Origin of the sequence: Litorilinea aerophila (genome assembly GCF_006569185.2) — a bacterium.
Classification (GTDB): Bacteria; Chloroflexota; Anaerolineae; order Caldilineales; family Caldilineaceae; genus Litorilinea; species Litorilinea aerophila.
On the sequence record NZ_VIGC02000043.1, the window covers coordinates 1 to 24,536 of the forward strand.

23 protein-coding genes are annotated in these 24,536 nt (G+C 63.7%); 18 read left to right on the forward strand and 5 right to left on the reverse strand.

The window, feature by feature from the left end:
* Positions 1-451 precede the first annotated feature (451 nt).
* Together FKZ61_RS24140 and FKZ61_RS22030 are read right to left on the reverse strand one after the other, a co-directional pair.
* Complete coding sequence (locus FKZ61_RS24140; protein ID WP_141612307.1) at positions 452-1,828, reverse strand: sensor histidine kinase; 1,377 nt, start codon at positions 1,826-1,828, stop codon at positions 452-454.
* Positions 1,829-1,838: 10 nt separating this feature from the next.
* Positions 1,839-2,528 carry a response regulator gene (locus FKZ61_RS22030; protein ID WP_141612308.1) on the reverse strand — a complete coding sequence of 230 codons (690 nt, stop codon included), beginning with the start codon at positions 2,526-2,528 and terminating at the stop codon, positions 1,839-1,841.
* A gap of 291 nt (positions 2,529-2,819) precedes the next feature.
* On the opposite strand from FKZ61_RS22030, the gene FKZ61_RS22035 reads away from it, so the two are divergent.
* The 18 genes from FKZ61_RS22035 to FKZ61_RS22115 all read left to right on the forward strand — a co-directional run bounded on the left by FKZ61_RS22035 (position 2,820) and on the right by FKZ61_RS22115 (position 20,931).
* Positions 2,820-3,011 (forward strand): hypothetical protein, encoded by a 192-nt coding sequence (locus FKZ61_RS22035; RefSeq protein ID WP_141612309.1) that lies wholly within the window; start codon positions 2,820-2,822, stop codon positions 3,009-3,011.
* A 27-nt stretch (positions 3,012-3,038) separates the two neighbouring features.
* A complete protein-coding gene (gene thyX / locus FKZ61_RS22040) occupies positions 3,039-4,127 on the forward strand; it encodes an FAD-dependent thymidylate synthase (RefSeq protein WP_141612310.1) in 1,089 nt (362 codons plus the stop codon).
* A 15-nt stretch (positions 4,128-4,142) separates the two neighbouring features.
* Entirely contained in the window at positions 4,143-5,048 is a 906-nt protein-coding gene (gene cysD, locus FKZ61_RS22045) for a sulfate adenylyltransferase subunit CysD (RefSeq protein WP_141612311.1), read from the forward strand.
* 51 nt (positions 5,049-5,099) lie between these two features.
* Positions 5,100-7,091, forward strand: a complete 1,992-nt coding sequence (gene cysN, locus FKZ61_RS22050; RefSeq protein ID WP_141612312.1) for a sulfate adenylyltransferase subunit CysN — start codon at positions 5,100-5,102, stop codon at positions 7,089-7,091.
* Positions 7,092-7,113: 22 nt separating this feature from the next.
* Complete coding sequence (mntA, locus tag FKZ61_RS22055; RefSeq protein ID WP_141612313.1) at positions 7,114-7,515, forward strand: type VII toxin-antitoxin system MntA family adenylyltransferase antitoxin; 402 nt, start codon at positions 7,114-7,116, stop codon at positions 7,513-7,515.
* 16 nt (positions 7,516-7,531) lie between these two features.
* Positions 7,532-7,915, forward strand: a complete 384-nt coding sequence (hepT, locus tag FKZ61_RS22060) for a type VII toxin-antitoxin system HepT family RNase toxin (protein WP_229964357.1) — start codon at positions 7,532-7,534, stop codon at positions 7,913-7,915.
* 14 nt (positions 7,916-7,929) lie between these two features.
* The gene (locus FKZ61_RS22065; protein WP_141612315.1) at positions 7,930-9,327 is read left to right on the forward strand and encodes a nucleotide sugar dehydrogenase; all 1,398 of its coding nucleotides are present in this window, start codon (positions 7,930-7,932) and stop codon (positions 9,325-9,327) included.
* A 15-nt stretch (positions 9,328-9,342) separates the two neighbouring features.
* A complete protein-coding gene (locus tag FKZ61_RS22070) occupies positions 9,343-10,365 on the forward strand; it encodes a GDP-L-fucose synthase family protein (RefSeq protein ID WP_141612316.1) in 1,023 nt (340 codons plus the stop codon).
* Positions 10,366-10,455: 90 nt separating this feature from the next.
* Positions 10,456-13,635 (forward strand): fucose pyrophosphorylase domain-containing protein, encoded by a 3,180-nt coding sequence (locus tag FKZ61_RS22075; protein WP_141612317.1) that lies wholly within the window; start codon positions 10,456-10,458, stop codon positions 13,633-13,635.
* Between the two features lie 202 nt (positions 13,636-13,837).
* Positions 13,838-15,592 (forward strand): TolB family protein, encoded by a 1,755-nt coding sequence (locus FKZ61_RS22080; protein WP_141612318.1) that lies wholly within the window; start codon positions 13,838-13,840, stop codon positions 15,590-15,592.
* 111 nt (positions 15,593-15,703) lie between these two features.
* Positions 15,704-15,952 carry a UPF0175 family protein gene (locus FKZ61_RS22085; RefSeq protein ID WP_211358688.1) on the forward strand — a complete coding sequence of 83 codons (249 nt, stop codon included), beginning with the start codon at positions 15,704-15,706 and terminating at the stop codon, positions 15,950-15,952.
* Positions 15,953-15,971: 19 nt separating this feature from the next.
* Positions 15,972-16,211, forward strand: coding sequence for a DUF3368 domain-containing protein (locus tag FKZ61_RS24555; RefSeq protein ID WP_407659970.1), 240 nt, complete (start codon positions 15,972-15,974; stop codon positions 16,209-16,211).
* 80 nt (positions 16,212-16,291) lie between these two features.
* Positions 16,292-16,684, forward strand: coding sequence for a nucleotidyltransferase domain-containing protein (locus FKZ61_RS22090; protein WP_141612320.1), 393 nt, complete (start codon positions 16,292-16,294; stop codon positions 16,682-16,684).
* A 308-nt stretch (positions 16,685-16,992) separates the two neighbouring features.
* Positions 16,993-17,451, forward strand: a complete 459-nt coding sequence (locus FKZ61_RS22095; protein ID WP_141612321.1) for a nucleotidyltransferase domain-containing protein — start codon at positions 16,993-16,995, stop codon at positions 17,449-17,451.
* Positions 17,439-17,960: a nucleotidyl transferase AbiEii/AbiGii toxin family protein gene (locus tag FKZ61_RS22100; protein ID WP_141612322.1), complete on the forward strand. Its 522-nt coding sequence runs from the start codon at positions 17,439-17,441 to the stop codon at positions 17,958-17,960. The genes FKZ61_RS22095 and FKZ61_RS22100 overlap by 13 nt, the downstream gene beginning before the upstream one ends.
* 135 nt (positions 17,961-18,095) lie before the next feature.
* Positions 18,096-19,106 (forward strand): Rpn family recombination-promoting nuclease/putative transposase, encoded by a 1,011-nt coding sequence (locus FKZ61_RS22105; RefSeq protein WP_141612323.1) that lies wholly within the window; start codon positions 18,096-18,098, stop codon positions 19,104-19,106.
* 34 nt (positions 19,107-19,140) lie between these two features.
* Complete coding sequence (locus tag FKZ61_RS22110; RefSeq protein WP_141612324.1) at positions 19,141-19,521, forward strand: nucleotidyltransferase family protein; 381 nt, start codon at positions 19,141-19,143, stop codon at positions 19,519-19,521.
* An 84-nt stretch (positions 19,522-19,605) separates the two neighbouring features.
* Positions 19,606-20,931 (forward strand): O-antigen ligase family protein, encoded by a 1,326-nt coding sequence (locus tag FKZ61_RS22115; RefSeq protein ID WP_141612325.1) that lies wholly within the window; start codon positions 19,606-19,608, stop codon positions 20,929-20,931.
* A 291-nt stretch (positions 20,932-21,222) separates the two neighbouring features.
* Here the strand turns inward: FKZ61_RS22115 and FKZ61_RS22120 are convergent, their stop codons facing one another.
* From FKZ61_RS22120 to FKZ61_RS22130, 3 genes are all read right to left on the reverse strand, one after another.
* Positions 21,223-23,301 (reverse strand): polysaccharide biosynthesis protein, encoded by a 2,079-nt coding sequence (locus FKZ61_RS22120; protein WP_141612326.1) that lies wholly within the window; start codon positions 23,299-23,301, stop codon positions 21,223-21,225.
* Between the two features lie 250 nt (positions 23,302-23,551).
* Complete coding sequence (locus FKZ61_RS22125; RefSeq protein ID WP_229964358.1) at positions 23,552-23,905, reverse strand: GxxExxY protein; 354 nt, start codon at positions 23,903-23,905, stop codon at positions 23,552-23,554.
* Positions 23,906-24,199: 294 nt separating this feature from the next.
* On the reverse strand, positions 24,200-24,523 hold the full coding sequence (locus FKZ61_RS22130) for a DegT/DnrJ/EryC1/StrS family aminotransferase (protein ID WP_141612327.1): 324 nt from the start codon (positions 24,521-24,523) through the stop codon (positions 24,200-24,202).
* Positions 24,524-24,536 lie beyond the last annotated feature (13 nt).

Genomic DNA, 24,536 nt, shown 5'->3' on the forward strand with positions numbered 1-24,536 from the left:
TGCGCAGCCGTTGCCGTCCCTGCACCTGTCCGGATTGGGTGCAACACGTGCGTAGGGCGGGTCTCTGGCCCGCCGTGGGTGGCTGGTTCGACCGCGACAGCGGGCGGGCACGGCGGCCCGCCCCTACAGAAACGGGCATCCTGTCGTAGGCGGCAGGGGCGAATCATGATTCGCCCCTATATATGGCGCATCCGTCGCCCGCCCTTCATCCACCCGGGGCTGGTAACGTAACAGCGTGCGGCCGGAGACCGCACCTACGACGGGGGCCGCCATCCACGCGGATTGGACAGCCGGCGGCTGATTTCTTCATGCAACTTCGTTGCGCCGCAGGAGAAAATCTGCGCTCATCGGCGTGAATCCGCGTCCTTTTTCAGGACAGGATGCCGGCCCCTTTGCGTTGCAAAAGGACCTTGTGGCAGGGAAGTCACCAGGCTTTGCAGACATCCGAGGATCAACCTCCCCCAGACGGGGGCTCGGCGGGCAGGGTGATGCGGAAGGTGGTGCCTTCCCCGGGCGTGCTTTCCACCTGGATGGTGCCGCCGTGGGCTTCCACCAGGGATTTGGCAATGGCCAACCCCAGCCCAGACTCGCCGTTTTCGTGGCGGGCCTTGTCCCCCCGATAGAAACGTTCAAAAATGTAGGGCAGGTCCTCCGGGTCGATGCCGCTGCCTGTGTCCCGCACCTGGAGCACCACGCCGCCCGCGGTGGGGTAGGCGGCCAGCTCGATGGTGCCGCCGGCCGGCGTGTAGCGCAGGGCGTTCCCCACCAGGTTGCCCAACACCTGCACCATCCGCTCCGGATCCACCTGGATGGTGGGCAGGCTGGCCTCCTGGCGCACGGTCAGGGTGACCCCCCGCTGTTCGGCCTGGGGTCGCTGGGCCATGGCCACCCGGGAAAGGAGCGCGCCGGGCTCCGTCTCCTCACGGAAGAGGGGGAGCTCACCCGCGTCGGCCAGGGAGAGGGTGCGCAGGTCGTCGATCAGGCGGCTGAGATGTTGGGCCTCGGCGTGCATCACCTCGTAGATCTCCGGCGAGCCGGGCAGCTTGGCCTCACTCAGCGCCTCGGTGTAGCCCAGGATCACGCTCAGGGGCGTGCGCAGATCGTGGGCGATGTCCGCGGTCATCTGGCGGCGGAGCTGGTTGGCCCTGGCCAGCCGGGCGCTCATCTGGTTGAAGGAGCTGGCCAGCTCACCCAGCTCATCCTGGGTGTGGATCTCCACCTGATGGCCCAGATCGCCCTGGGCCACCTGTTGGGTGGCGGCGGTCAGCTCCCGGATGGGGCGGGTGAGGGTGCGGGCCAGGATCACCCCCAGGAGCAGGGCGACCGCAGTGGCTCCCAACGCGCCCAACACGATGGCCCGGTTGATGCGGCTCAGGAAGTCCTGCTCTGGCGAGCCGGGCAGCTGGCGGCTTCGGGGCCAGTCGATCAGGAGCCAGCCCACGACCTGATCGTTCACCCGGATGGGCACCCCGCCGGCCAGCTCTCGGGCGGCCAGGATCGTCCCCGGGTTGCCGGGTCGCCCCCCCCAGACCACACGGCCGTGGGCGTCAGCCAGGACGAGACCATTGGGGCGGGGTACCGGGAGGTCCCGGCGCCAGAGCTGTTCCGGCAGCCCGTCCCAACTGCCGTGGCTGGCGTAATAGTCCGCCAGCCGCTCCACCAGGTTCACCTGGCTTCGATTCAGCAGGAACTGGTCGAACTCTCGCCGGGCCCGCTGGCCCACGAAGAAGGCCACCAGCAGGGCGCCGGTCAGGCCCACCACCAGGAAGGCCAGGGTCAGCTTCAGGGCGATGGAACGAAGGGGTAACTGCAGAGGAATCGATACCATCAGGACTCCATCAGGGCTCTACGGGCGCGAAGCGATAGCCGACACCGTAGACTGTCTCCACGTAGCGAGGATGGCGGGGATCGGGCTCGATCTTGGTGCGCAGGTTGCGGATGTGGACGTCGATGGTGCGCTCGTAGCCTTCGTAGGCATCTCCCTGGAGCCGGTCCAGCAGATCCAGCCGGCTAAAGACCCGGCCGGGGGAGCCCATCAGCGTGGCCAGGAGCTCAAACTCCGAGGGGGTCAGGCTCACCTCCCGGCCATCCACAGTGACCCGACGGGTGTTGCGGTCCAGGGTCACGTCCCCCACCTGCAGGACCGGCTGCTGGACGTCGGCCTTTTCCAGGCGGCGGAGCACAGCCCGCACCCGCGCGGTCAGTTCCCGCAGGCTGAAGGGCTTGGTGACATAGTCGTCGGCGCCCAGCTCCAGCCCCAGCACCTTGTCCGTCTCATCCACCCGGGCGGTGAGGATGATGATGGGCGTCTGGGCTTCCTTGCTGTAGACCCGCAGAAATTCGTAGCCACCCATCTCGGGCATCATCAGGTCCAGAATGATGAGATCCGGCTTTTCCTCCCGGGCCACAAAGAGGGCCTCCCGGCCGTCCGCGGCGGTGACCACCCGGAAGCCCTCCTGGGTCAGGTAGCTCTGCACCATGGTGCGCAGGCTTTTTTTATCGTCGACTACCAATATTGTCTTGGCCATGGTATCTTCACGGGTATCTTCACATCGTCACTTCACATCGTCAATCGTAAATGTCAGCAAATTGTAAGTATCAGCAATTCGTGATAAAAGCTATCGCTCCCGGCAGAAATTCGCCGCGGGTTTCCCCAAATGAAGAAACCACAGGTCTCACAGATGAGCACAGAATTTGCCAGATTTCCCCTGGAAATCCTTTGGGCCTGGTCAGCCATGTCGTCAGATACAGGGCAAACCATGGGCGGGCTCTTGAGACCTCCCGCTACCATCATTTTACAATAAAAATCTTCAGGAAATATGAAGATTCCATTGGAATTCTCCTGGACAAGCCCCCAGATTGGCCCCGCGGACGCTTTGGACTTGCCTGAAAATGATGCTATTCTAAAGCTGTTTGACATAGACCAATATTTCCTTGGTTTGCAGCCACAGATTACCCAGATGACACGGATTCCACAGATGGCTTCCGTGCAAAAATGGCTTTTTGAATGATAGACAACCGTGTCGCAAGGATTGCCCATGCAGGTTGAATTGCTCGCCTATACCCAGCAGAACCCGGCCCTCGCCTCGGAGGTGCAGGCCAACTCCCGGGGACTTCCCAGCGATCTGGCCACCATCTGGCGGGGCTGTGGTGGTTTCCCTGAACAGCTTATCGAATACGCCGGACGGGTCTGTTATCGCAGCACCCACCGCATGGGCACCGCGCCCGAATTCATCGCTGCCCGGGTGCGAGAAGGCCACGAAGACATCATCGAGCATGTGGTGGTCACCGTGCGGGTGCGGGATGCCGGGGACCAGCCCATGCGCTGGCGGCTGGCCAACCGCCACTGCGAGGTCAGCGAGCTGGGCAACGGCGAGTGGATCGTCAGCGGCAACGCCCGGGTCTGGCTGGACTTCTTCCGGCGGGGCATTGCCCTGGAGGCGTTGCCCCTCCTCAAGGCGGTGGCGCCGGCGGTGTACAGCGAGCTGGAGCTGGAGCAGGCCGGCGGCGACGGCGGCCTGGACGCCTGTAGCCCGGCCCAGGGAAGTTTCTCCAGCGCGGATCTGGCGCGGCTGGGCCCCAGGGAGTGTGGCCCCATGCGGGTGACCCTCCTGGGCTTCACCCAGCCCCTGCTGTCGGATCCAGAGTTGGCCCTGCATCACGGCTCAGCCACCTTTTTCTTCGAAGGCATCAGCCGGGCATGTACCCATCAACTGGTGCGCCACCGCCTGGCCAGCTTCAGCCAGGAGTCGCAGCGCTACACCGACCTCAGCAAAGGGGGCTGGAAGGCGATTGTGCCCCCGGCAGTGGCGAAGAATGAAGCGGCTGTGGCCGAGCTGCAGGAATTCTGGGCCATGGCAGAGGAGAAATACGCCCGACTGCGCGCCCTGGGCATCCGCAAGGAGGACGCCCGCTTCCTGCTGCCCAACGCGGCCGAAACCCGCATCGTCACCACCATGAACTTCGCAGCCTGGAGCCACTTCCTCTGGCTGCGGGCGGTGGACAAGGCCGCCCAGTGGGAGATCCGGCAGTTGGGGCAGCAGGTGCTGGAGCTGCTCTACGCCATCGCGCCGGCTGTCTTCCAGGAACATTGGCACGTCTACCGGGAAAAATTTCAGAACGGATAACCATCCATCAGGATTATGCCAAGTTATACACGCTCTCACCTCAAACAGCTGGAGTCCGAAGCCATCTACGTCATGCGGGAGGTGGCCGCCCAATTCGAGCGGCCGGTGCTCCTCTTCTCCGGCGGCAAGGACTCCATCGTCATGGCCCACCTGGCCTACAAGGCCTTCTACCCGGGCAAGATCCCATTCCCGCTCCTGCACATCGACACCGGCCATAACTTCCCCGAAACCCTGGAATTTCGGGACCGGCTGGTGGAGAAGCTGGGCGTCCAGCTCATCGTCCGCTACGTGCAGGACTCCATCGACCAGGGCCGGGTCGTGGAAGAGACAGGCCCCAACGCCAGCCGCAACGCCCTGCAGACGGTGACCCTGCTGGACGCCCTGGCCGAGTTCAAGTTCGAGGCCGCCCTGGGCGGCGCCCGCCGGGACGAGGAAAAGGCCCGGGCCAAGGAGCGCTTCTTCTCCCACCGGGACATGTTTGGCCAGTGGGATCCCAAGAACCAGCGCCCAGAGCTCTGGAACCTCTACAACGGGCGCAAGCACCCCAACGAACATTTCCGGGTCTTCCCCCTGAGCAACTGGACGGAGATGGACATCTGGCAGTACATTGCCCGGGAAGGGATTGAGATCCCGGTCCTCTACTTCGCCCACCGCCGGGACGTCATCAACCGGGACGGCGTCCTCCTGGCCGTCTCCGACTACATCACCTTGCTGGACGGCGAAAAGGTGGAGAACAAGATGGTGCGCTTCCGCACCATCGGCGACATGACCTGTACCGGCGCGGTGGAGTCTACCGCCTCCACCATCGAGGAGATCATCCAGGAAGTGGCCTCGGCACGGGTCACCGAACGGGGCGCCCGGGCCGACGACAAGCGTTCGGAAGCGGCCATGGAAGATCGCAAGCGCCAGGGTTACTTTTAAATTGAACGGTACGGGTTGCACGTGGGCAGCCCTTCGCGAATGGTGGGACTTATGTTAAAAGCAGACGACACGAAAATCACAGCCACGGAACAATCGCTGAACCACGACCGGCCCCTGCCGGCCGAACAGCCGGCCGTCGGCTCCGACCTGGAGGCCTACCTGGCCATGGACCTGCTGCGCCTGACCACCGCGGGCAGCGTGGACGATGGCAAGAGCACCCTCATTGGTCGGCTGCTCTATGACACCAAGGCCATCTTCGAGGATCAGCTCGAGGCGGTGGAGCGGGCCAGCCGCAGCCGGGGCGACCCCTACGTGGACCTGGCCCTCCTCACCGACGGCCTGCGGGCCGAACGGGAACAGGGCATCACCATCGACGTGGCCTACCGCTACTTTGCCACGCCCCGGCGCAAATTCATCATCGCCGACACGCCCGGCCACATCCAGTACACCCGCAACATGGTCACCGGCGCCTCCACCGCGGAGCTGGCCATCATCCTCATCGACGCGCGCAAGGGCGTGGTCACCCAGTCCAAGCGCCACGGCTTCCTGGCCTCCCTGCTGGAGATCCCCCACATCCTGGTCACGGTCAACAAGATGGACCTGGTGGATTACAGCCAGGAGGTCTACAACCGCATCGTGGCCGAGTACACCGAGTTCGCCACCAAGCTCTCGGTGCAGGACATGACCTTCATCCCCATCTCGGCCCTGAAAGGGGACAATGTCGTCCACAAGAGCGCCAACATGCCCTGGTACGAGGGCCCTACCCTGCTCCACTACCTGGAGCATGTGAACGTGGGCTCCTCCCGCAACCTGGTGGACTTCCGCTTCCCCGTGCAGACGGTGATCCGGCCCCACCAGGACTTCCGGGGCTTCGCCGGCCAGATCTTCTCCGGCACCATCAGCCCGGGCGAGGAAGTGGTGGTGCTCCCCTCGGGGCAGACCAGCCGGGTGCGGGCCATCGTCACCGCGGACGGCGAGCTCCAGGAGGCTGCGGCGGGCGACTCGGTCATCCTGACCCTGGAGGATGAGCTGGACGTCAGCCGGGGCGACATGATCGTGCGCAAGAAGAACCTGCCCACCGTGGCCAACCAGCTGGAGTGCATCGTCTGCTGGATGCACGAGGAGCCCATGAATCCCCGGGGCACCTACATCCTGCAGCACACCACCCGCCAGGTGCGGGCCTTCATCAGCGAGGTCACCTACCGCATCGACGTGGACACCCTCCACCGGGAGCCCGCGCAGACGCTGCAGCTAAACGAGATCGGGCGGCTGAAGATCACCACCACCCAGCCCCTCTTCTTTGACCCATACAAACTCAACCGGGCCACGGGCGGCTTCATCCTCATCGACCCCTACACCAACGTCACCGTGGCCGCGGGCATGATCCGCCGTCGGGCCCGGGATCTGGATGAGGTGGTCGTCCAGGAGCCGGCCCGCCAGAAGTCCACCAACGTGGTCTGGGAATCCACCGCCATCACCCGGGAGCAGCGGGAACGGCGCAACGGCCACCGGGCCGCCGTCCTCTGGTTCACCGGCCTCTCCGGCTCGGGCAAGTCCACCGTGGCCCGCAAGCTGGAGCAGCGCCTCTACGCCATGGGCTGCCAGACCATGTACCTGGACGGCGACAACGTGCGCCACGGCCTCAACGGGGACCTGGGCTTCAGCCCGGAAGACCGCAAGGAGAACATCCGCCGGGTGGCCGAGGTGGCCCGGCTCAGCTTCGAGCACGGCAACCTGACCCTCTGCACCTTCATCTCCCCCTACCGGGCCGACCGGGATTTCGCCCGTTCCCTGCTGCCCCACGGCCGCTTTGTGGAGATCTACGTCAAGTGCGACCTGGAGGTCTGCAAGCGGCGGGATCCCAAAGGGCTCTACGCCCGGGCCCTGCGGGGCGAGATCCCGGAATTTACCGGCGTCTCCTCGCCCTACGAAGAGCCGGAATCGCCCGAAATCGTGGTGGAGACGGACGTGCAGAGCGTGGACGACATCGTGAACTACATCGTGGAGGAGCTGACCCGCCGGGGCATCCTGGAGCAGCCGTAACCGTGACCGGGGAGGGTCACCCATGGAAGCCCAGCTCGCCGCTGTGTTCAGCCGCTATCCAGAGATCCAGGCCGTCTACCTGTTCGGGTCCCACGCCGAAGGCCGGGCCACGTCCAGGAGCGACCTGGATCTGGCGGCGATCTTGCGGCCCCATACGCCCCCGCCCGACAAGCTGGACCTGCTGACGGATCTGGTGCGGGCCGGCTTTGAGCAGGTGGACCTGGTCTTCCTCGACCCGGCCGACATCCGGGACATCGTCCTCTGGTTCGACGTGGTTCGTCATAACCGGGTGATTTACGCGGTGGAAGACTTTGACCGCGGGCAGCTCTTTTCCAAAATCGCCCGGATGTACTGGGACTTCGTGCCCATCCTGGAGCGACAGCGGCGCCGGTTCAAGGAGAGAATCCTCGGTGGTCAGAGTTGAGGTCCTCCGTAAACGATTGGAGAAACTGGAAGAATACCTGCAGATCCTGCACAGGTTACGGGAAACGCCCCTCGCAACCTTTCTGGAGAACCCGGAGAAGTATGGGAGCGCCGAGCGTTTCCTGCAACTGGCCATTGAAGCCATCGACGACATCGGCAGCCATCTGGTGGCGGACCTGCAGCTGGGGACCGTGGAGTGGTATCGGGATGTGCCAGAGCTGCTCTGCGAGGCCGGCTACATCGACGAGACCCTCTACCAGCGGTGGCTGCGCATGATTGGCTTCCGCAATATTCTGGTGCATGATTACCTGGATATTGACAGACACCAGGTCTACCAGATCTTGCAAAACCACCTGGAGGACTTTGACCAGATTCGGAGTATCTTTGCCCAGTTCCTTTAACCCTTGGAGCCCCCATGTCACAGCCTGTCATTGAAAAGTTCCACGCCCGCCAGGCCCACGTGGCCGTCATCGGGCTCGGCTATGTCGGCCTCCCCCTGGCCGTCGCCTTTGCCGATGCCGGCTACCAGGTCACCGGCATCGACCTGGACCGGCGCAAGGTGGACGCGATCAACCGGGGCGAGAGCTACATCGAGGACGTCCCGTCCGAGCGGCTGCAGCAATTGGTCGGTGCGGCAGCGAAGCAACGGGAAGCCGTTTTCCAGTCCCCCCATCCCCCAGTTCCCCAATCATCCAATCACCCACCCACCGGCTCCCTCCGCGCCACCACCGACTACGGCGTCCTGGCTGAGTGCGACGCGGTCTCCATCTGCGTGCCCACGCCCCTGAACAAGACCGGCGACCCGGACATCTCCTACATCGTGGCGGCCAGCCAGGCCATCGCCGAATACCTGCACCCGGGCATGGTGGTCGTGCTGGAATCCACCACCTACCCGGGCACCACCCGGGAAGTCGTCCTGCCCATCCTGACCGGTCAGGCAGACCGGGAGCGAAGTGCCCAATCCCCTGATCACCCAGCCACCTTGTCCCCCGGCCAGGACTTCTACCTTGCCTTCTCCCCGGAGCGGGTAGACCCCGGCCGTAAGGACTGGTCCACCCGCAACACGCCCAAGGTCATCGGCGGCATCACGCCGGCCTGCCTGGAAGCGGCCGTGGCCTACTACAGCCCGGCCATCGAGACCCTGGTGCCCGTCTCCTCGCCGGAGGCGGCGGAGATGGTCAAGCTCTTCGAGAACACCTTCCGGGCCGTGAACATCGCCCTGGCCAACGAGCTGCAGCTCATGTGCGACAAGCTGGGCCTGGACGCCTGGGAGATCCTGGAAGCGGCGGCCACCAAGCCCTTCGGCTTCATGAAGTTCACGCCGGGGCCCGGCCTGGGCGGCCACTGCATCCCCATCGACCCCCAGTATCTCTCCTGGAAGCTGCGCACCATGCAGTACAACGCCCGCTTCATCCAGCTGGCCAGCGAAATCAACACCGAAATGCCCCGCTACTGGGTGCAGAAGGTCCAGGACGCGCTCAACGACGCCGGCAAGCCGGTCAAGGGCAGCCGCATCCTCATCCTGGGCGTGGCCTACAAGAAGGACGTGGACGACCTGCGGGAGTCGCCGGCCCTGGACATCATGCACCTGCTAAGCCAGAAGGGCGCAGCTGTCCAGTACCACGACCCCCACGTGCCGACGGTCCACCACGAAGGCCTCCAGCTCCACAGCGTGCCCGACCTGGAAACGGCCCTGGCCGAGGCAGACTGTACCGTCATCGTCACCGATCACTCTGCCTACGACTGGGCCCTGGTCGCCCGCACAGCCCGCCTGGTGGTGGACGCCCGCAACGTGCTGCGGAGGATGGGATAGAAGGAGACCATACCCATGCCAGGACAGGAATGGCCCCCGAGTCAGGTCTTTTGGCAGGACAAGCGGGTGATCGTCACCGGCGGCGCCGGCTTCCTGGGTTCCTACGTGGTGAAGCTGCTGCGCCAGTATCCGGTGGATGAGATCTTCGTCCCCCGCAAGCGGGACTACGACCTGCGCCAACGGGAAGCGATTCAGCAACTGCTCCACGATACCCAAAGGCCGGATGGACGGCCGGCGGACCTGATCATCCACCTGGCCGCCCACGTGGGCGGCATCGGCGCCAACCGCAGCCGGCCCGCGGAATTCTTTTACGACAACCTGATGATGGGCGTCCAGCTCCTCCATGAAAGCTGGCGCGTCGGCGTGCCCAAGTTCGTGGCCATCGGCACCGTCTGTGCCTACCCCAAGTTCGCCCCCATCCCCTTCCGGGAGGAGGATCTCTGGAACGGCTATCCGGAGGAGACCAACGCGCCCTACGGCCTGGCCAAGAAAATGCTCCTGGTCCAGAGCCAGGCCTATCGCCAGCAGTACGGCTACAACTCCATCTTCCTCCTGCCGGTGAACCTCTACGGCCCCGGGGACAACTTCGACCTGGAGACTTCCCACGTGATCCCGGCGCTGATCCGCAAGTGTGTGGAGGCCCGGCAACGGGGGGAAGAAACCATCGTGGCCTGGGGGGACGGATCCCCCACCCGGGAGTTCCTCTACGTGGAGGACGCGGCCCGGGGCATCCTCCTGGCCGCTGAACGCTACGACCAGAGCGAACCGGTGAACCTGGGCAGCAGCTATGAGATCAGCATCCGGGACCTGCTCACCCTGATCGCCCGCCTGACCGGCTTCCAGGGCCGCATCGTCTGGGACACCAGCAAGCCCAACGGCCAGCCCCGCCGCAAGCTGGACACCTCCCGGGCCGAGCGGCTCTTCGGCTTCCAGGCCGAAACGAACTTCGAAGAAGGCCTGGCCCGGACCATCGCCTGGTACGAGCAGACGCTGGCCCAAACGGCCGGGACAGCGCAGGAAAAGAGTAGGGATACGTAGTGCGTGGTGCGTAGTGCGTCAGATAGGTCACGTACTACGCACCACGTCTTCCGTTTCGCCCATCCACCGTTTCGTCCATCCACCACCGCCATGACCGGACCATCCCACATCACCCAGGGCCACCGGAGCTTCCTCCGCCAGGCCCACCTCAACAACTGGCAGCGCTACCTGGCCTCCCTGGGCCGGGCACAGCCCACATCGGCCCTGCCGCCGGCCCGAAGCTGGGATCTCTGCATCCTCACGGCCAGCGACGAGGGCCAGGCCGACATGGTGCGCCGCCAGCTGGCCTGGCGCCGGGAGGCTGGCCTCCTGCCCGTGAACACCGACTTTCACGTGGTGCCCGACCCGGAGGGCCGGCGCATCGGCTCCGGCGGCGCCACCCTGCGCATCCTGGCCAGACTCTTTCGGCCCGAACTGCTCCCACCCCTCACCCGGGAAAATCCGGCGAACCTGCGGGTCCTGGTCATCCATTCCGGGGGCGACTCCCGGCGTCTGCCCCACTGTTCCGCCACCGGCAAACTCTTTGCCCGGGTCCCCCGGCAGCTGCCGGACGGCCGCGCCTCCACCATCTTCGACGAATTTCTCATCAATCTGAGCGGCGTGGCCAGCAGCGCCCCGCCCGGCATCCTGCTGGTCTCTGGGGATGTGCTGCTCCTCTTCGACCACCTCCAGCTCTCCCTGCAGCGCCGGGGTGTCCTGGGCGTATCGGTGGCCGCGTCCCTCTCCGTGGGCACCCGCCACGGCGTCTACGTGGCCGACGCCCAACCCCATGGCAACACCGCGGCCGTCCGGGCCTTCCTGCACAAGCCCTCCCCAGAGCAGCTCCGCCAGGCTGGGGCCGTGGCCCCGGACGGGCAGGTGCAGGTGGATACCGGCCTGGTCTGGATGGACGCCGCCACGGCCCGGCGATTTGCCGACCTGACATCCCAGGAGCCGGTGGCCCGGCTTTGCCGGCTGACGAAAACGGCCACAGACTCTCACGGCCCCCTGCCCCCCCTGAACCTCTACGGGGACCTGCTGTTGCCCCTGGCCCGGGAGACCCACCTGGAGGCCTACCTGGCGGACGAAAGCGACGGCCCGGCCACGCCAGGCCTCCAGGCCGCCCGCCGGACCATCTGGCAGGAGCTGCGGGGCACGCCCTTCTCCGCAGTCAGGCTCCAGCCGGCCGTCTTCGTCCACTTTGGCACCTCGGAAGAATACTGGCGCATGGTGGCCGCCGACCCCGACCTGGCCCATACCTGCGGCTGGACGAGCCAGGCCATGGCCTGGCCCCAGGAGCCTGGGCCGGCTGGTGAGCCTCCGGAAGGAGGCTCCCTGTTCCTGATCAACGCCGTGGTGGAAGGGCCCATCGCCGGGGCAGCCGACGCCCAAGGCCCTGCCCTGGTGGTGGACAGCCACCTGGCCGGGCCCGTCACCCTGGCCGGCCCCGGCATCGTCGCCGGCCTGCACACGGCCCGCCCGCTCCAGTTGCCCCCGGGCCTGGTCCTGCACCAGCTCCCGGTGGACGGCGGCGTCGTCACCCGGCTCTTCGGCCTGTACGACGACCCCAAACGGCCGTGGGACGACCCGGCCGCCACCTTCCTCAACCGTCCCTGGGCGGCGTGGCTGGCCGGGCTGGATCTGCCGCCGGAAGTCATCTGGCCGGGCATCTCCCCCGAGGCACGCACCCTCTGGAACGCCCGGCTCTACCCCCGCACCGGGGACCGGGAGGAGAGCCTGTGGCTGACCCTGGGCCTCCTGGAAGCGATAGCATCGGCTACCCCGGACCCGGCCTGGCGGGCCCGCTGGGAAGCCCAGCCCCGCCTCTCCCTGGCCGAAAGCTTCGTCCAGGCCGACGGCCAGCGCATCCTGGACGAAATGGCCGCGGTGGAAGACCGGGTCATGGCCCATCGCACCTTCGCCGCCATGGCGGCCGAACGGCCCGCCTCCGAGATCGCGCAGCTATTTCACAGCGGCGGCGAAGCGCGGCCCGGGCGACGCCGGCTGCTGGAACGCTGGCTGGCCGAGGCCGATCCCCTGCTCCAAATGCGGGGCTACAAGGCCCTGGCCGTGGCCACCGGAGAGGGGCACTGGGAAGATCGGGCGTTCGGCGTGCTGGCCGGGCTGATCCAGGACGACGTCCGCGGGCACCGCAGGCCGGGCCGGCCTCCTGTCCCAGCCACCGGCCACGGCCACGCCGTCCGGGTGGCTGCGGCGGCCCGCATCGACTTTGGCGGCGGCTGGACCGACACGCCCCCCTACAGCATCGAGCGGGGCGGCACCGTCCTCAACGGCGCCATCACCCTCCACGGAGCCCACCCCATCGTGGCCGAGGCCGCCTGGCTGCCCGAGCCCCGGCTCGTCCTGGAAAGCCGGGACATCGGCGAGTCGGTGGTCCTGGAGGCCGCCGGCGAGGCGCTAGACTACGCGAACCCGGCCGATCCCTTCGCCCTGCTCAAGGCCGCCCTGGTCCTGAAAGGACTGGTCCCTGAAGACGCTTCCCCCCAGATGCCCCTGGCCGAACTCCTTCGGGAGACGGGCGGCGTGCGCCTCAGCACCCAGACCCACATTCCCCGGGGCTCGGGATTGGGCACCAGCTCCATCATGGCCGGCGCGTTGCTGGCCAGCCTGGACCGCCTCCTGGGCCAGGAGAGCAACCAGAGCCGGCTCTTCGACGAGGTCCTCTGCCTGGAACAGATGCTGACCACCGGCGGCGGCTGGCAGGACCAGGTGGGCGGCCTGGTGGGCGGCATCAAGCTAGTGCACACCGCCCCCGGCCTGCCCCAGCGCATCACCGTGGATCCTGTGGCCCTCCCCCCCGCGGTGCAGGAGCAACTCGGCCAGTGCCTGTGCCTGGTCTACACCGGCCAGCAGCGCCTGGCCAAGAACCTCCTGCGCGCGGTCATGGGCCGCTGGATGGCCCGGGACCCGGAGATGGTCTGGATCCTGGAGGAAATTGGCCGGCTGGCCGTGGCCATGCGGGACGCCCTGGCTGCGGGCGACCTGGGCCAGTTTGGCGCCCTGCTGGCCGAGCACTGGGCGCTCAACAAGCGCATGGACCCCGGCTGCACCAACCCGTTCATCGATGAACTCTTCGAGCGGATGACCCCCTACATCCACGGCGGCAAGCTGGCCGGCGCCGGGGGCGGCGGCTTCGCCCTGGTGCTGGCCCGGGACGGCCAGGCCGCTCGGGAGCTGGCCGCCATGCTCATGGAGCGCTACCAGGGTACCCCGGTGGGGCTGTGGCCCTGCGCCATCGCCGCCCAGGGCCTGGTCTGTTCTGTCCCATAACGACGCCCCAAAGTGGGCGTAACGGGGAGCCCCCTCTCGACGTATCCCCCAAGGGGCGACGCCCACCGAAAACACAACGGCTCATCTCCCCAATGGGTGCGAGCCGGCTCGGTTCCCTGCGAACCCGGGCTGGGTAGCGCCCATTTGTGGTAGATGATGTGGTAGATGAGCCAACACAATCACGACACCGACAGAAGGCGACATGCAGACTTCACAACGACCCCGCTGGCTCGTGGCCCTGCTCCTGGGCCTGCTGGCCCTGGGATGGGCCGGCCATGGGCCGGTGCCTGTCCTTGCCCAACAGATCGGCCAACCGGCCGGGACGGCGATCCACCTGCCCCTCCAGTGGAACGGCCCGGACACCATCCCCGCCGCCGAGCTGGCCACGGCCGCGCCCCCCCTCCAGGCGGTGGCCGTGCAGGGGGATTTCCAGATCCAGCACATCCCGGATCCAGACGGCGACATACTGCGGGTGCTGCCCGGGCCTGCGCCCCAGGCCGGAACGGAGCGAAGCGTCTTCCTGGCCTGGCCCCTGCCGGACCCGGACGCCGGCTTCGACGTGCCCGCCGGCCGGGCCATCACCCTGACCGTCTCCGCGCGCCTCTTCTCGCCCCCGGAAGGCGCCCGGCTGACTATTCAGGAACAGGGGGAGGCGTGGTCCAGCAGCAGCGTCGCCATGGACGGCATCCAGTGGACCACCTACACCGTCCGCCGGGCCATCGGAGACGGCGCCGCTGCGGTGCAGATGGGCATCGTCTGGCGCCCCACCCTGGACAACGCCTGGCTGGAACTGCGCAACCTGCAGGTGGAGATAGGCCCGCCGGGCCTGACGGTACCCCTGGAGCTCCTCTCGCCCACAGACACGCCCACACCGCCGCCCCCCCCCACGCCCACGCCGACGGCCACTGCCGCGCCGACCGAGCCACCAGCCCAGGAGGAAGCCCCCACCCCGATCCTCCTGGTGGTCACCTCCACCCCCACGCCGGCCGACGTCTTCGAAGCCGCCACCCGGGTGGCCCAGGCCACGGAATGGGCCCGCATCCTGGGCACAGCCACGCCCACGCCGCCCAACATGGTGACCGCCACCTTCACCCCCACGCCGGTTATCGTCACCAACACGCCCACGCCGGGCAACCCGGCCACGGCCACCTACGTGGCCCTGCTGGCCACGGCCCAGGCCGTCACCACCGGCACGGCCACCCCCTTCCCGCCGAACGCGGTGGTGCTGGTGGCCACCGACACGCCGACACCCACGCCCAGGCCGGCCCAGGGGCGCCCCACCCCCACGCCCACGCCCATCTTCGTCTACCTCGAAGATCTGCGGCCCACGCCCGTGCCCACGGCCACGCCCCCCTTCCCGGAGGCGCTCCAGGGCAAGATCCTCTTCCTGTCGGACATGTTCGGCACCACCCGGCGGCCCAACGCCTTCGTCATCAACCCGGACGGCACGGGCCTGGCCCTCCTGACCAGTCGCCATTTCTACGACCGGGCCAAAGCCCGGGATGCCTACTCGGCCGACCGACGCTTCTACGCCTATGCCCTGCGGGAACATGCCAACGGCCAGGCTGGCCTGGTTCAGCTCTTCTACGACGACGCCCTGTACGGCAGCAGCCGCCACCAGCTCACCTACTTCGGCGTGGGCACTGCGTGGGCGCCGGCCTGGTCGCCCGTGGATGAGGTGGTGGCCCTGGTCTCCAGCGAAAGCGCCAACGACGAGATCTGGCTGGTGCGCCGCAACGAGTGGCCGCCCCGGCAGCTCACCCACAACGAATGGGAATGGGACCACAGCCCCAGCTTCTCGCCCGACGGCAGCCAGATCGTCTTCGCCTCCAACCGGGTGTCGGGCCTGCGCCAGCTCTGGATCATGGATGCAGACGGTAGCAACCCCAGGCAGCTCACCTTCCTGCTGCCGTACGAGGCGTGGGATCCGGTGTGGGTGAAGTACACGGACGATTGAGGACGATGGGGCTTGAGTCCGACTGGTCCATGGGTTAGAATGCAGGCAGAAACGAGCGCTCGGTCGTCTCTAGACGGCTACCGTCCTGACCAGTTCCGGAGGCAGAAGATCATGCCCATCGTGGTTGAATATCCTTCATCCCTTCCCGATGCCCTGCAGCAATCGCGTGAGGAGTTCGAGCAAGAAGCCAGGATGGCCATGGCCGTTAAACTGTTCGAACTGAAACGGATTTCTTCCGGTATGGCTGCTCAGATGGCCGGCGTTGACCGGGTGACTTTCCTGCTGAATTTGCATCGCTATGGAGTACCGATGATCGATCTGGACGAGGAAGAGCTGCACGCCGACGTGGCCAATGCCTGAAGCACAAGAAATCGTCATTATGGCATTAGACGAGAAGCTGCCCACGGTCTGCATTGATGAGGCGGTAGGACGACGGATCGCCCGGTTGAGCGGGCTGTCCGTCACTGGCTCCGTTGGCATCTTGCTGCGGGCGAAGCGAGAAGGACATATGGGGGAGATACGCCACGCCATTCAACGGATGCAAGCCCACGGCATTTGGCTAAGTCAACGGGTGATTCACTTTGCCCTCCGCCAGGCAGGAGAGCTGAAGAAAGGGTGAAAGGTAGAATGCAGACAGAAGCGGCGGTGCGGCCGTCCAGGGACGGCCACTGCCACGATTGACTCCGGAGGCAGAAGACCATGCCCATCCGCCCGTTAGACAAGACCGTCATCTCCTGGCCTGATCGGCAAAGCGTTGACCGGGCTGTGCGCCGCTGGGCGGCTGAAATTGGCCGGCAGCGGCCCGAGGTGGTGTGCATCGGCTACTTCGGCTCCTATGCCCGGGGCGACTGGGGGGTGGGTAGCGACCTGGACATCGTGCTCGTGGTGAAGGGCATGGCCCCGCCTCCCATTAGCCGGTCGCTGGGCTGGGACACCCGGACATTGCCCGTACCGGCGGACGTGCTCGTCTACACCGTCGAAGAGTGGCAACGTCTCCAGCAGGAAGAGGGCCGCTTTGCAGCCACCTTGACGCAGGAAACGGTCTGGGTCTACCCTGGTGGCCGAACACCTGAGGAAAAGGGTGAATCATAGATGACCAATCGTGCCCTGGACTGGTTGCGCCAGGCGAAGCGAGATTCCGAATGGATTTGCAGAGGGCGCGCCCTACGAACACTACGGCGACCGGCAGAGTCAGCAGGCGATTGGGTATGCCCAGGCCATCCTCGCCTTTGTCTAGACACAGATAACCTGAACGATGGGTGTATTTCAACTTTGGGGCAAGCGGGCGGGGCAAGCCCCGCCCCTACCGGATCTGCCCGCACCAGGTGTCGGTAGGGTCTGAATTCTGCCCCCAACTTGAACTACACCCCTGAACGATCCAGGAGACAGCTCAGTTAGCCGTGGACACGGACGCCCATCTGGCTGAACAGCGCACAGCATACGTCGCCAGCCTGGAGGAAGCCCTGCAGCAGATCCTGGGGCAACTGCGCCAGATGCCCCAGGTGGAGCGGGTGATCCTCTTCGGCTCCTATGCGGCCGGGCATCGGAATCTCTTCACCGACCTGGACCTGCTGGTGGTGATGGATTCCCGGCAGGACTTCTTGACCCGCAGCGCCCAGTTGCGCCAACGCCTCAAAGTTGATGTGGACCTGGATCTAGCTGAACGTTGGTTGGCCCAGGCAACTATTACATCCCCACTCGCTATCCCAACGGCCTTCCTGGCGGCATCCCAGCCGAAGTGTTCACCCAGGAAGCGGCGGCAGGCGCCGTGGCCCTGGCCCGGGAGGCGGTCACCTGGATCCGAGCGTTGCTCACCGGGAAGCCAGAATAACCTGGAGGTGGAGCCATGCGGGCCCTGACTTACTGGAAAGCAATTATGATGGATCAGTCCAACTTCCTGGAAAGAGTGCTTGCGCTCCTGACCACCCATCACATTCGTTTCTGTGTAGTGGGCGGCCAGGCCGTCAACGCCTACGTGGAACCGGTGGTCAGCCTGGATCTGGACCTGGTCGTGGCAGTCGACCAGCTGGAAACGTTGGAGCGATTGCTGGCAGAGGAATTTACTGTCAGGCGCTTTCCACACAGCCTGAACGTCTCCCTTCAAGGTTCAGACTTGCGAGTTCAGATCCAGATGGATCCACGCTATGCGGATTTTCCCCAACGGGCCGCTCCCCAGGAAGTGCTTGGCCTGGTCCTGCCCGTGGCCAGCCTGGAGGACACCCTGCAGGGGAAAGTCTGGGCGGCGCTGGACCCGGAACGACGGGCCAGCAAACGGCAGAAAGATCTGGCGGACATTGCCCGGCTGCTGGAAGCCTACCCCCACCTGCAGCCCCTGGTTCCGGCCGAACTGCGCCAACGGCTGCTGTAGGCGTCAGGGCCGTCCCGGCGGGCGACGTGCCGGCGTACAGACGGGGGCAGGGGCTGGCCCCCCTGGCGTTTCCTGAGGTAACCGTGGCCGTGGCGGCGGTCCTGGGGGACTAAGACCAAGGAAGTTCCGACATCTATGGCCGAGATTGCCAATCCCCACGACAAGTTTTTCAAAGAGACGTTAAGCCAGCCCGGCGCGGCAGAGACCTTCATCCGCCATTTTTTGCCTGCCGCGGTGACCGAGCTGCTTGACCTGGATCAGCTTCAGCCGGTGAAGGACTCCTTCGTCGATGAAACGCTGCAAGAACACTTCTCCGACCTGATCTTCGAGGCGCCGCTGCAAGGGGAGGATACGCTTTTCGTGTGCGTGCTCTTCGAGCACAAGAGCCGCATCGACCCGCTGGTTGGGTTGCAGGTGTTGCGCTACATGGTGCAGGGCTGGGAGTCGATGCTGCGCCAGCGCGGGCGGATGCACCCGATTTTTCCGGTGGTGGTCTATCACGGCCCTGTGCGCTGGCGCATCGCCACCAACTTCCAGGTGCTGTTCGACCTGCCCGAAGCGCTGCGGCGCTACACACCGGAGTTTCACTACCATCTGAGCGACCTGTCCGCCTACAGCGACGAGGAGCTCAAGGCGACGGCCGTGTTGGCCGCGGGGCTGCTGACGCTCAAGTACATCTTCCGTCCCGAACTGCGCACCCACCTGCCGGAGGTGATTCGGCTGTGGTATACTTTGCATGAACATACGTCAGGATTGGGATCTTTGGAGACGTTGCTGCGCTACATTACAGCAGCAGGGCGACATGTGACTGTGGAAGATGTGCGCCAGGCGCTGGAGATCGTGTTGCCTCAAGGAGGTGGACTGATGGGAACCATTGCCCAGGAATTGATTGAGCAGGGGTTGCAACAGGGACTGCAACAGGGACTGCAACAGGGACTGCAGCAGGGTGAGCAGCAGGGGCTACGTCAAGGGCTGCTCACCGGCATCCGGCTGGCCTTGAAGCTCAAGTTCGGCCTGGCCGGCGTCGCCTTGATGGCGGAGATCGCCCCCATCGAGGATGTGAACGTTCTGCAGACCATTGCCGACGCCATCGAGTTCGTCAACAGCCCGGAAGAGCTGCGTCAGCTCTACCCAAGGGCTGAATAGCCTCCTGAAGGCGACAGGATAGGGAGCCCCCCCAATGGCCACTGCCCGGAATATCCCGCCAGAGTCTCTCACCGCTTACCGCGCCACGGCCCGCCAACGCTGGGCCAGGGAGCAGGAGGAGCGGACCCGGCGATGGGAGGAAGCCTGGGGGCTGGCCCGACGGGCGGCCGCGCTGTTAAAAGAGCAGTTCGGCGCCACCCGGGTTGTCCTCTTCGGCTCCCTGGCCCACGGTCGCTGGTTCTCCCCCACCTCCGACGTGGACCTGGCCGCCTGGGGGCTGGCGCCAGCCGACTTCTTCACCGCCGTCGCCCGCCTGCAAGATTTGGCGCCTGGATTTGAGGTGGACCTGGTCATGGCCGAACGATGCCCGCCCCATTTGTGGCAGGTCATCGAGAAGGAAGGGATTTCCCTGTGAATGAGCCTGGTCGACATCTGTGCCGAGGGGCACAGGGCCTGAAAATACAACCTGAATGGTCATCAACATAGAAGCTTGTATCAGATGCTAACGCGTTATTGGGATAGTACCTTTACAACGGAATTGGCTTTACTACTCTTCGCAGCGCCTGCCCTCTATTTTCCCGAGCTGTTTCCTGTATGGGCCATCTACCTCAGCTTTGGATTTCTGGCATTGGGCTGGCTATGGCGTCGAATTCAATTAGGTTATTTTATACGTTACACCCCCATGGACTGGCCGCTCTTTCTGCTTATGGGGGTCATGTTACCCATATCTTTGTGGGCTTCGCCGCCGCCCTTAAGAGAAGAATTTTCCATCCCCCGTGCATACATCCTGATATGGAATTTCTGCCTATTTTGGATCATCGCTGTCCATAGCCGGCGACGAGAAGAATTATTCTGGCTCAGTACTGCAGGCCTGGTCTTGAGTGGCTGTGCCATCGCTGGCATCAGTTTGGTGAGCACCCAATGGTCCCGGAAGTTGCCCATTTTACAGTTCCTAATCAACCACATGCCTCCTCAACTCCTGCGCCTTCCAGGGGCGGAGGCGGGCATCAATGCCAACCAGGTTGGAGGGACACTGCTCTTTTTTACCCCTTTGCTAGGTGCATTGACCCTGTATCTGTTAGTACGACGACGAAATTGGCACATTGGGCTCGTGACGGGGGCGCTCGCAATCACCCTGGGTATGCTCCTCCTCGCCACGCAATCACGGGCCAGCCTCTTGGGACTTGCCGTGGGGGTGGGGTTGATGCTCATTTTGGCCTTGCCCAGGGCTCGAGAAATCTTGTTGACGCTCCTCGCCGCCGGATTCATGGCCGCCCTTCTACTGCCCTGGGAACAGCTCCAATCGCTGCTTGACGGCCCCTCTGCCGAAATCGTCAGCCCGGTGACAGGGACAGTCAGCCTGGCTGGCCGTATCGAAATTTGGAACCGGGCTCTCTATGGCATCCAGGATTTTGCCTTCACGGGTATGGGCTTGGGAACTTTTCGGCACATTGTCCATGTACTCTATCCACTCTTTCTCATTCCACCGGATACCGATATCGCACATGCCCATAATTTTTTTCTGCAGACAGCATTGGACTTCGGTCTGCCCGGCCTGATCGCTGTGCTGGCGCTCTACTTAATTGCTCTGGGGATCCTGTTCGGTCACTGGAATCATCCCCGGGGCCTACCTCGGGTATGGTCCATTGGGCTATTGGGTAGTCTGGTAGGGCAGGCAGTCTATAGCCAGTTGGATGCCATAGCCATGGGCTCAAAACCGAACTTCGCCTGGTGGTATCTGTTGGCGCTGGTAGCGGGGTTAAGCGCATGGGAACTCAAAGAGGAGGAGAGGGGGACGCAGATGAACACAGAGAAACGAGGATAAAAATCTGCGTGCGAAGCCTGCGTTCATCTGCGTTCATCTGCGTTCTCAAAATTTGGACGCTGATTTACGCAGAAAAACGCAGATCAAAATCAAAAATTCAAAATCTGTGTACGCAGTCAGCGTACATCTGCGTCCCAATAATGGCTCTACTGCAAAAAGGTCAAATGAGGACGCTGACCCACGCAGATGAACGCTGATTCGGGCGATTCTCTCCTGCGTTTCTTTGCGCCTTTGCGCCCTTGCGTTCAAAAATGCCCTTTTTGCAGGGAAGTCAATAATCTGACGTGTCGCTCACTCCGCCGCAGTGACCTGAATGCGATACTCAGGGACCAGGTGGCCCAATAGCTCCCGGACAGCCTGGGCATCGTCCCGCCGAGTTGCCTCCTCCAGGAGGGCCAACTCCTCATCCAGGCGGTAGGGCACGAAACCGCTGGCATTGGCCGCGATGAAGATGCTGGCGTGGGCCGTACGCCGGTACTCCTCTCCCTCGATGAAGAGCTCCTCGAAGAGCTTTTCGCCGGGACGCAGCCCCACGAATTGGATGTCGATGTCCTCCCCCAAACGCAAACCAGAGAGGCGGATCAGATCCCGGGCAAGATCCACGATCTTTACCGGATTCCCCATGTCCAGGACGAAAATCTCGCCTCCCTTCCCCAGAACAGAGGCCTGGAGGACCAGCTGCACGGCCTCGGGAATGGTCATAAAATAACGTCGCACATCCGGATGGGTTACCGTAATGGGGCCTCCCTGTTCGATCTGCTTCCGGAAGGTAAGCAACACACTTCCCCGGCTCCCCAATACATTGCCAAAGCGTGTGGCCACGTAAGCCCGGCCACTTTTTAGAGCTGCATGCAATACCACCAACTCTGCAGCCCGTTTGCTGGCCCCCATCACATTGGTAGGGTTGACCGCCTTATCGGTAGAGATAAGCACAAAACGTTCCACATCTGCGGCCAGGGAAGCCCGCACCACGTTACGAGTCCCCAGGACGTTATTGGTGGCTGCCTCTACAGGGTTGGCTTCCATCAAAGGGACGTGTTTGTGGGCTGCGGCATGAAAGACAACTTCAGGTCGATAGCGCTGAAAAATAGCCTCCATACGGGTGGGAAAGCGAATATCCCCGATCACCGCGTGCAACCGCGGAGCATCATCCCCTCGGCGTGCCAGGGCCTGTAGCTCATTGTGAATTTCAAAGATGCTGTTCTCACCATGGCCCAAAAGAATCAGCTCAGCAGGAGCGCAACGCCAGATCTGACGACATAACTCACTGCCGATGGATCCCCCGGCGCCGGTAACCAGCACCCGACGGCCGTGAAGCATCTGGGATACAGATTGAATGTCTGTCTGCACGGGTTCCCGACGCAGTAGATCGGTAATTTCCACATTGCGTATGTGGGTCGCCCGAACGCGGCCATCCAGCAGTTCGTGAATACCGGGCAAAATTTGAGTCCGCAGACCCACATCTTCACAGATCTGGACAATTTCCCGGATCTCCTTACCCGGGGCAGTGGGCATTGCGATAATGATACGACGCAACTTATACTCGCGGGCCACCTGGGGGATATCCTGTCGCGCGCCCAGGACCGGCACATTGTGGATGCGGACATCATGCTTGCCCAGGTCGTCATCGAAAAAACAGACCGGCTCCATGCCTAATCGGGGGTTCTGCTTCATCTCGCGCACCAGCATCGCCCCTGCATCTCCAGCGCCCATAATACCAACCCGCTCCACAGGACCGTTCTTTTCGGCACGCAGTGCCCGAGCCGCCAAACGAACACTGAACCGGGTTCCGCCTACTAAAACCAAGACCAACAGCCCGTCAATGATCGCCACCGAACGGGGAAAGTTCCATAAGGGAAACCTGGTGCGCGCGATCCAGGGCTGATGGGAAAGGAGAACGAGACCGAAAAGTAGGACACTGGAGATCAAGACGGCCAGGGCAATACGATCCAGCTCTTCGATGCTGGCATAACGCCAATATCTTCGATAGAGTCCCAAATGATAAAAGGCTGCCACTCGAATGATCAGGGCCAGGACGGTGTAGACAAAGAGCCCAGCCGCATAGGCAGACCAAACATTGAACCAGCCGGTGGGGGTCACGGTGAGTCCATCGGTCCGTAACCAGAAAGCCAGCCAGGGAGTGAATGAGAGCATGGCCAGATCCAGGCCTAAAAAGTGACGATTGCGCAGAGAAAGGAGTGACCGTGGGCTGTGACGAAGTAGCTGAATCATAGATATCCTAAACCTGATTTTCTCCTGGAAAATGGTTGTTGGACGCTGATGACGTGGAAAAACGCAGATCGAAATCAGAAAATCTGCGTGCGCAGCCTGCGTCCATCTGTGTGCCAGAAAGTTTGGACGCTGATACACGCTGAAAAACGCAGATCAGACTCCGCTGCAGAAAGGTCAAATTTGGACGCTGGCCCACGCAGATGAACGCTGATTAGAGCAATTCTCTCCTGTGTTTCCCTGCGGCTTTGCGCCCTCTGCGCCTTTGCGTTGAAAAATGCCCTTTTTGCAGAGGAGTCAGATCAAAATCAAAAAATCTGCGTATCTCCCTTCTCTCAACGTCCTACCCAAGAGAGACCGCCTTTGCGGGCATTGTCGTAGGCTTTCCGTTTCACCTGTGGTGTCGACCCAAAGTTGAGCAGCAGCCTACCTCATACCGGGTCGCCTTCAGATAGTTCAATAACTGGGCCTCGTGTTCCGCGGCCAGGGTACGCACCGCCTTGAGCTCCACGATGACTGCGTCCTCCACCAGCAGAACTGCCGCGTACTCCCCGACCACCTGTCCGGCATAATACACCTGGATGGGCGCCTGGGACACAACGGCCAGCCCCGCCTTCCTCAGCTCCAGCCCCAACGCGTTCTCGTAGACCTTCTCCAGGAAGCCGTAGCCCAGGGTGTTGTAGACCTGGTCGAACGCCCTCAAGCTCCGGTCCGTGAGCGCCTGGTGCTTGTACGGCCCGCCCATCCCGTTCCTCTCATATTTGAATACGACCGTAGAGATACCCAGAGTAACGCAGATTAGAGAAAAAAATCTGCATCCAAGAAAATTGGGACGCAGATACACACAGAAAAACGCAGATCAGAGCAAAAAATCTACTCTATCAATCTCACCGCAAAGACGCAAAGAGCGCAAAGAAAAGAAGGAATCTGCTCTATAAATCCAACGCAAAGATGCCAAGAAATCTGTGTGCGAAGCCTGCGTTCATCTGCGTTCCGATTTTTATTCCTCAGGGTGCACAGCGTTCATGAAGTCTGCGTCCTAACCGTTTTTTATCTGCCTCCGAATCACCTCCACCACCCGCCTCTGGTCTGCGTCCGCCATAGCTGTGCCGGAGGGGAGACAGAGGCCCCGTTCGAACAAGTCCTCGGCCACGCCGCTGCCCACGTACTCGCAGTCCCGGAAGACGGGCTGCAGGTGCATGGGCTTCCACACGGGGCGAGACTCGATGTTCGCCGCCTCCAGGGCCAGGCGGATCTCCTCCCGGGTGGCGCCGAACCGCGCCGGGTCCACGGTGATGACCGTGAGCCAGCGGTTGCTGCGTCCCCAGGGGGCTTCGCGCCCAACCGGCTCCCGGAAGTCGATACCTGGCGCTTCA

What these genes read in the sequence shown, in the direction of transcription:
- FKZ61_RS22080 (WP_141612318.1), top strand. Translation starts at nt 13,838, where the DNA reads ATGCAGACTTCACAACGACCCCGCTGGCTCGTGGCCCTGCTCCTGGGC.
- FKZ61_RS22070 (WP_141612316.1), top strand. Translation starts at nt 9,343, where the DNA reads ATGCCAGGACAGGAATGGCCCCCGAGTCAGGTCTTTTGGCAGGACAAG.
- FKZ61_RS22100 (WP_141612322.1), top strand. Translation starts at nt 17,439, where the DNA reads ATGCGGGCCCTGACTTACTGGAAAGCAATTATGATGGATCAGTCCAAC.
- FKZ61_RS22065 (WP_141612315.1), top strand. Translation starts at nt 7,930, where the DNA reads ATGTCACAGCCTGTCATTGAAAAGTTCCACGCCCGCCAGGCCCACGTG.
- FKZ61_RS22115 (WP_141612325.1), top strand. Translation starts at nt 19,606, where the DNA reads ATGCTAACGCGTTATTGGGATAGTACCTTTACAACGGAATTGGCTTTA.
- FKZ61_RS22125 (WP_229964358.1), bottom strand. Translation starts at nt 23,905, where the DNA reads ATGGGCGGGCCGTACAAGCACCAGGCGCTCACGGACCGGAGCTTGAGG.
- FKZ61_RS22030 (WP_141612308.1), bottom strand. Translation starts at nt 2,528, where the DNA reads ATGGCCAAGACAATATTGGTAGTCGACGATAAAAAAAGCCTGCGCACC.
- FKZ61_RS22110 (WP_141612324.1), top strand. Translation starts at nt 19,141, where the DNA reads ATGGCCACTGCCCGGAATATCCCGCCAGAGTCTCTCACCGCTTACCGC.
- mntA (WP_141612313.1), top strand. Translation starts at nt 7,114, where the DNA reads ATGGAAGCCCAGCTCGCCGCTGTGTTCAGCCGCTATCCAGAGATCCAG.
- FKZ61_RS22085 (WP_211358688.1), top strand. Translation starts at nt 15,704, where the DNA reads ATGCCCATCGTGGTTGAATATCCTTCATCCCTTCCCGATGCCCTGCAG.
- FKZ61_RS24140 (WP_141612307.1), bottom strand. Translation starts at nt 1,828, where the DNA reads ATGGTATCGATTCCTCTGCAGTTACCCCTTCGTTCCATCGCCCTGAAG.
- FKZ61_RS22075 (WP_141612317.1), top strand. Translation starts at nt 10,456, where the DNA reads ATGACCGGACCATCCCACATCACCCAGGGCCACCGGAGCTTCCTCCGC.
- FKZ61_RS24555 (WP_407659970.1), top strand. Translation starts at nt 15,972, where the DNA reads ATGGCATTAGACGAGAAGCTGCCCACGGTCTGCATTGATGAGGCGGTA.
- FKZ61_RS22105 (WP_141612323.1), top strand. Translation starts at nt 18,096, where the DNA reads ATGGCCGAGATTGCCAATCCCCACGACAAGTTTTTCAAAGAGACGTTA.
- cysD (WP_141612311.1), top strand. Translation starts at nt 4,143, where the DNA reads ATGCCAAGTTATACACGCTCTCACCTCAAACAGCTGGAGTCCGAAGCC.
- FKZ61_RS22035 (WP_141612309.1), top strand. Translation starts at nt 2,820, where the DNA reads ATGAAGATTCCATTGGAATTCTCCTGGACAAGCCCCCAGATTGGCCCC.
- cysN (WP_141612312.1), top strand. Translation starts at nt 5,100, where the DNA reads ATGTTAAAAGCAGACGACACGAAAATCACAGCCACGGAACAATCGCTG.
- FKZ61_RS22090 (WP_141612320.1), top strand. Translation starts at nt 16,292, where the DNA reads ATGCCCATCCGCCCGTTAGACAAGACCGTCATCTCCTGGCCTGATCGG.
- thyX (WP_141612310.1), top strand. Translation starts at nt 3,039, where the DNA reads ATGCAGGTTGAATTGCTCGCCTATACCCAGCAGAACCCGGCCCTCGCC.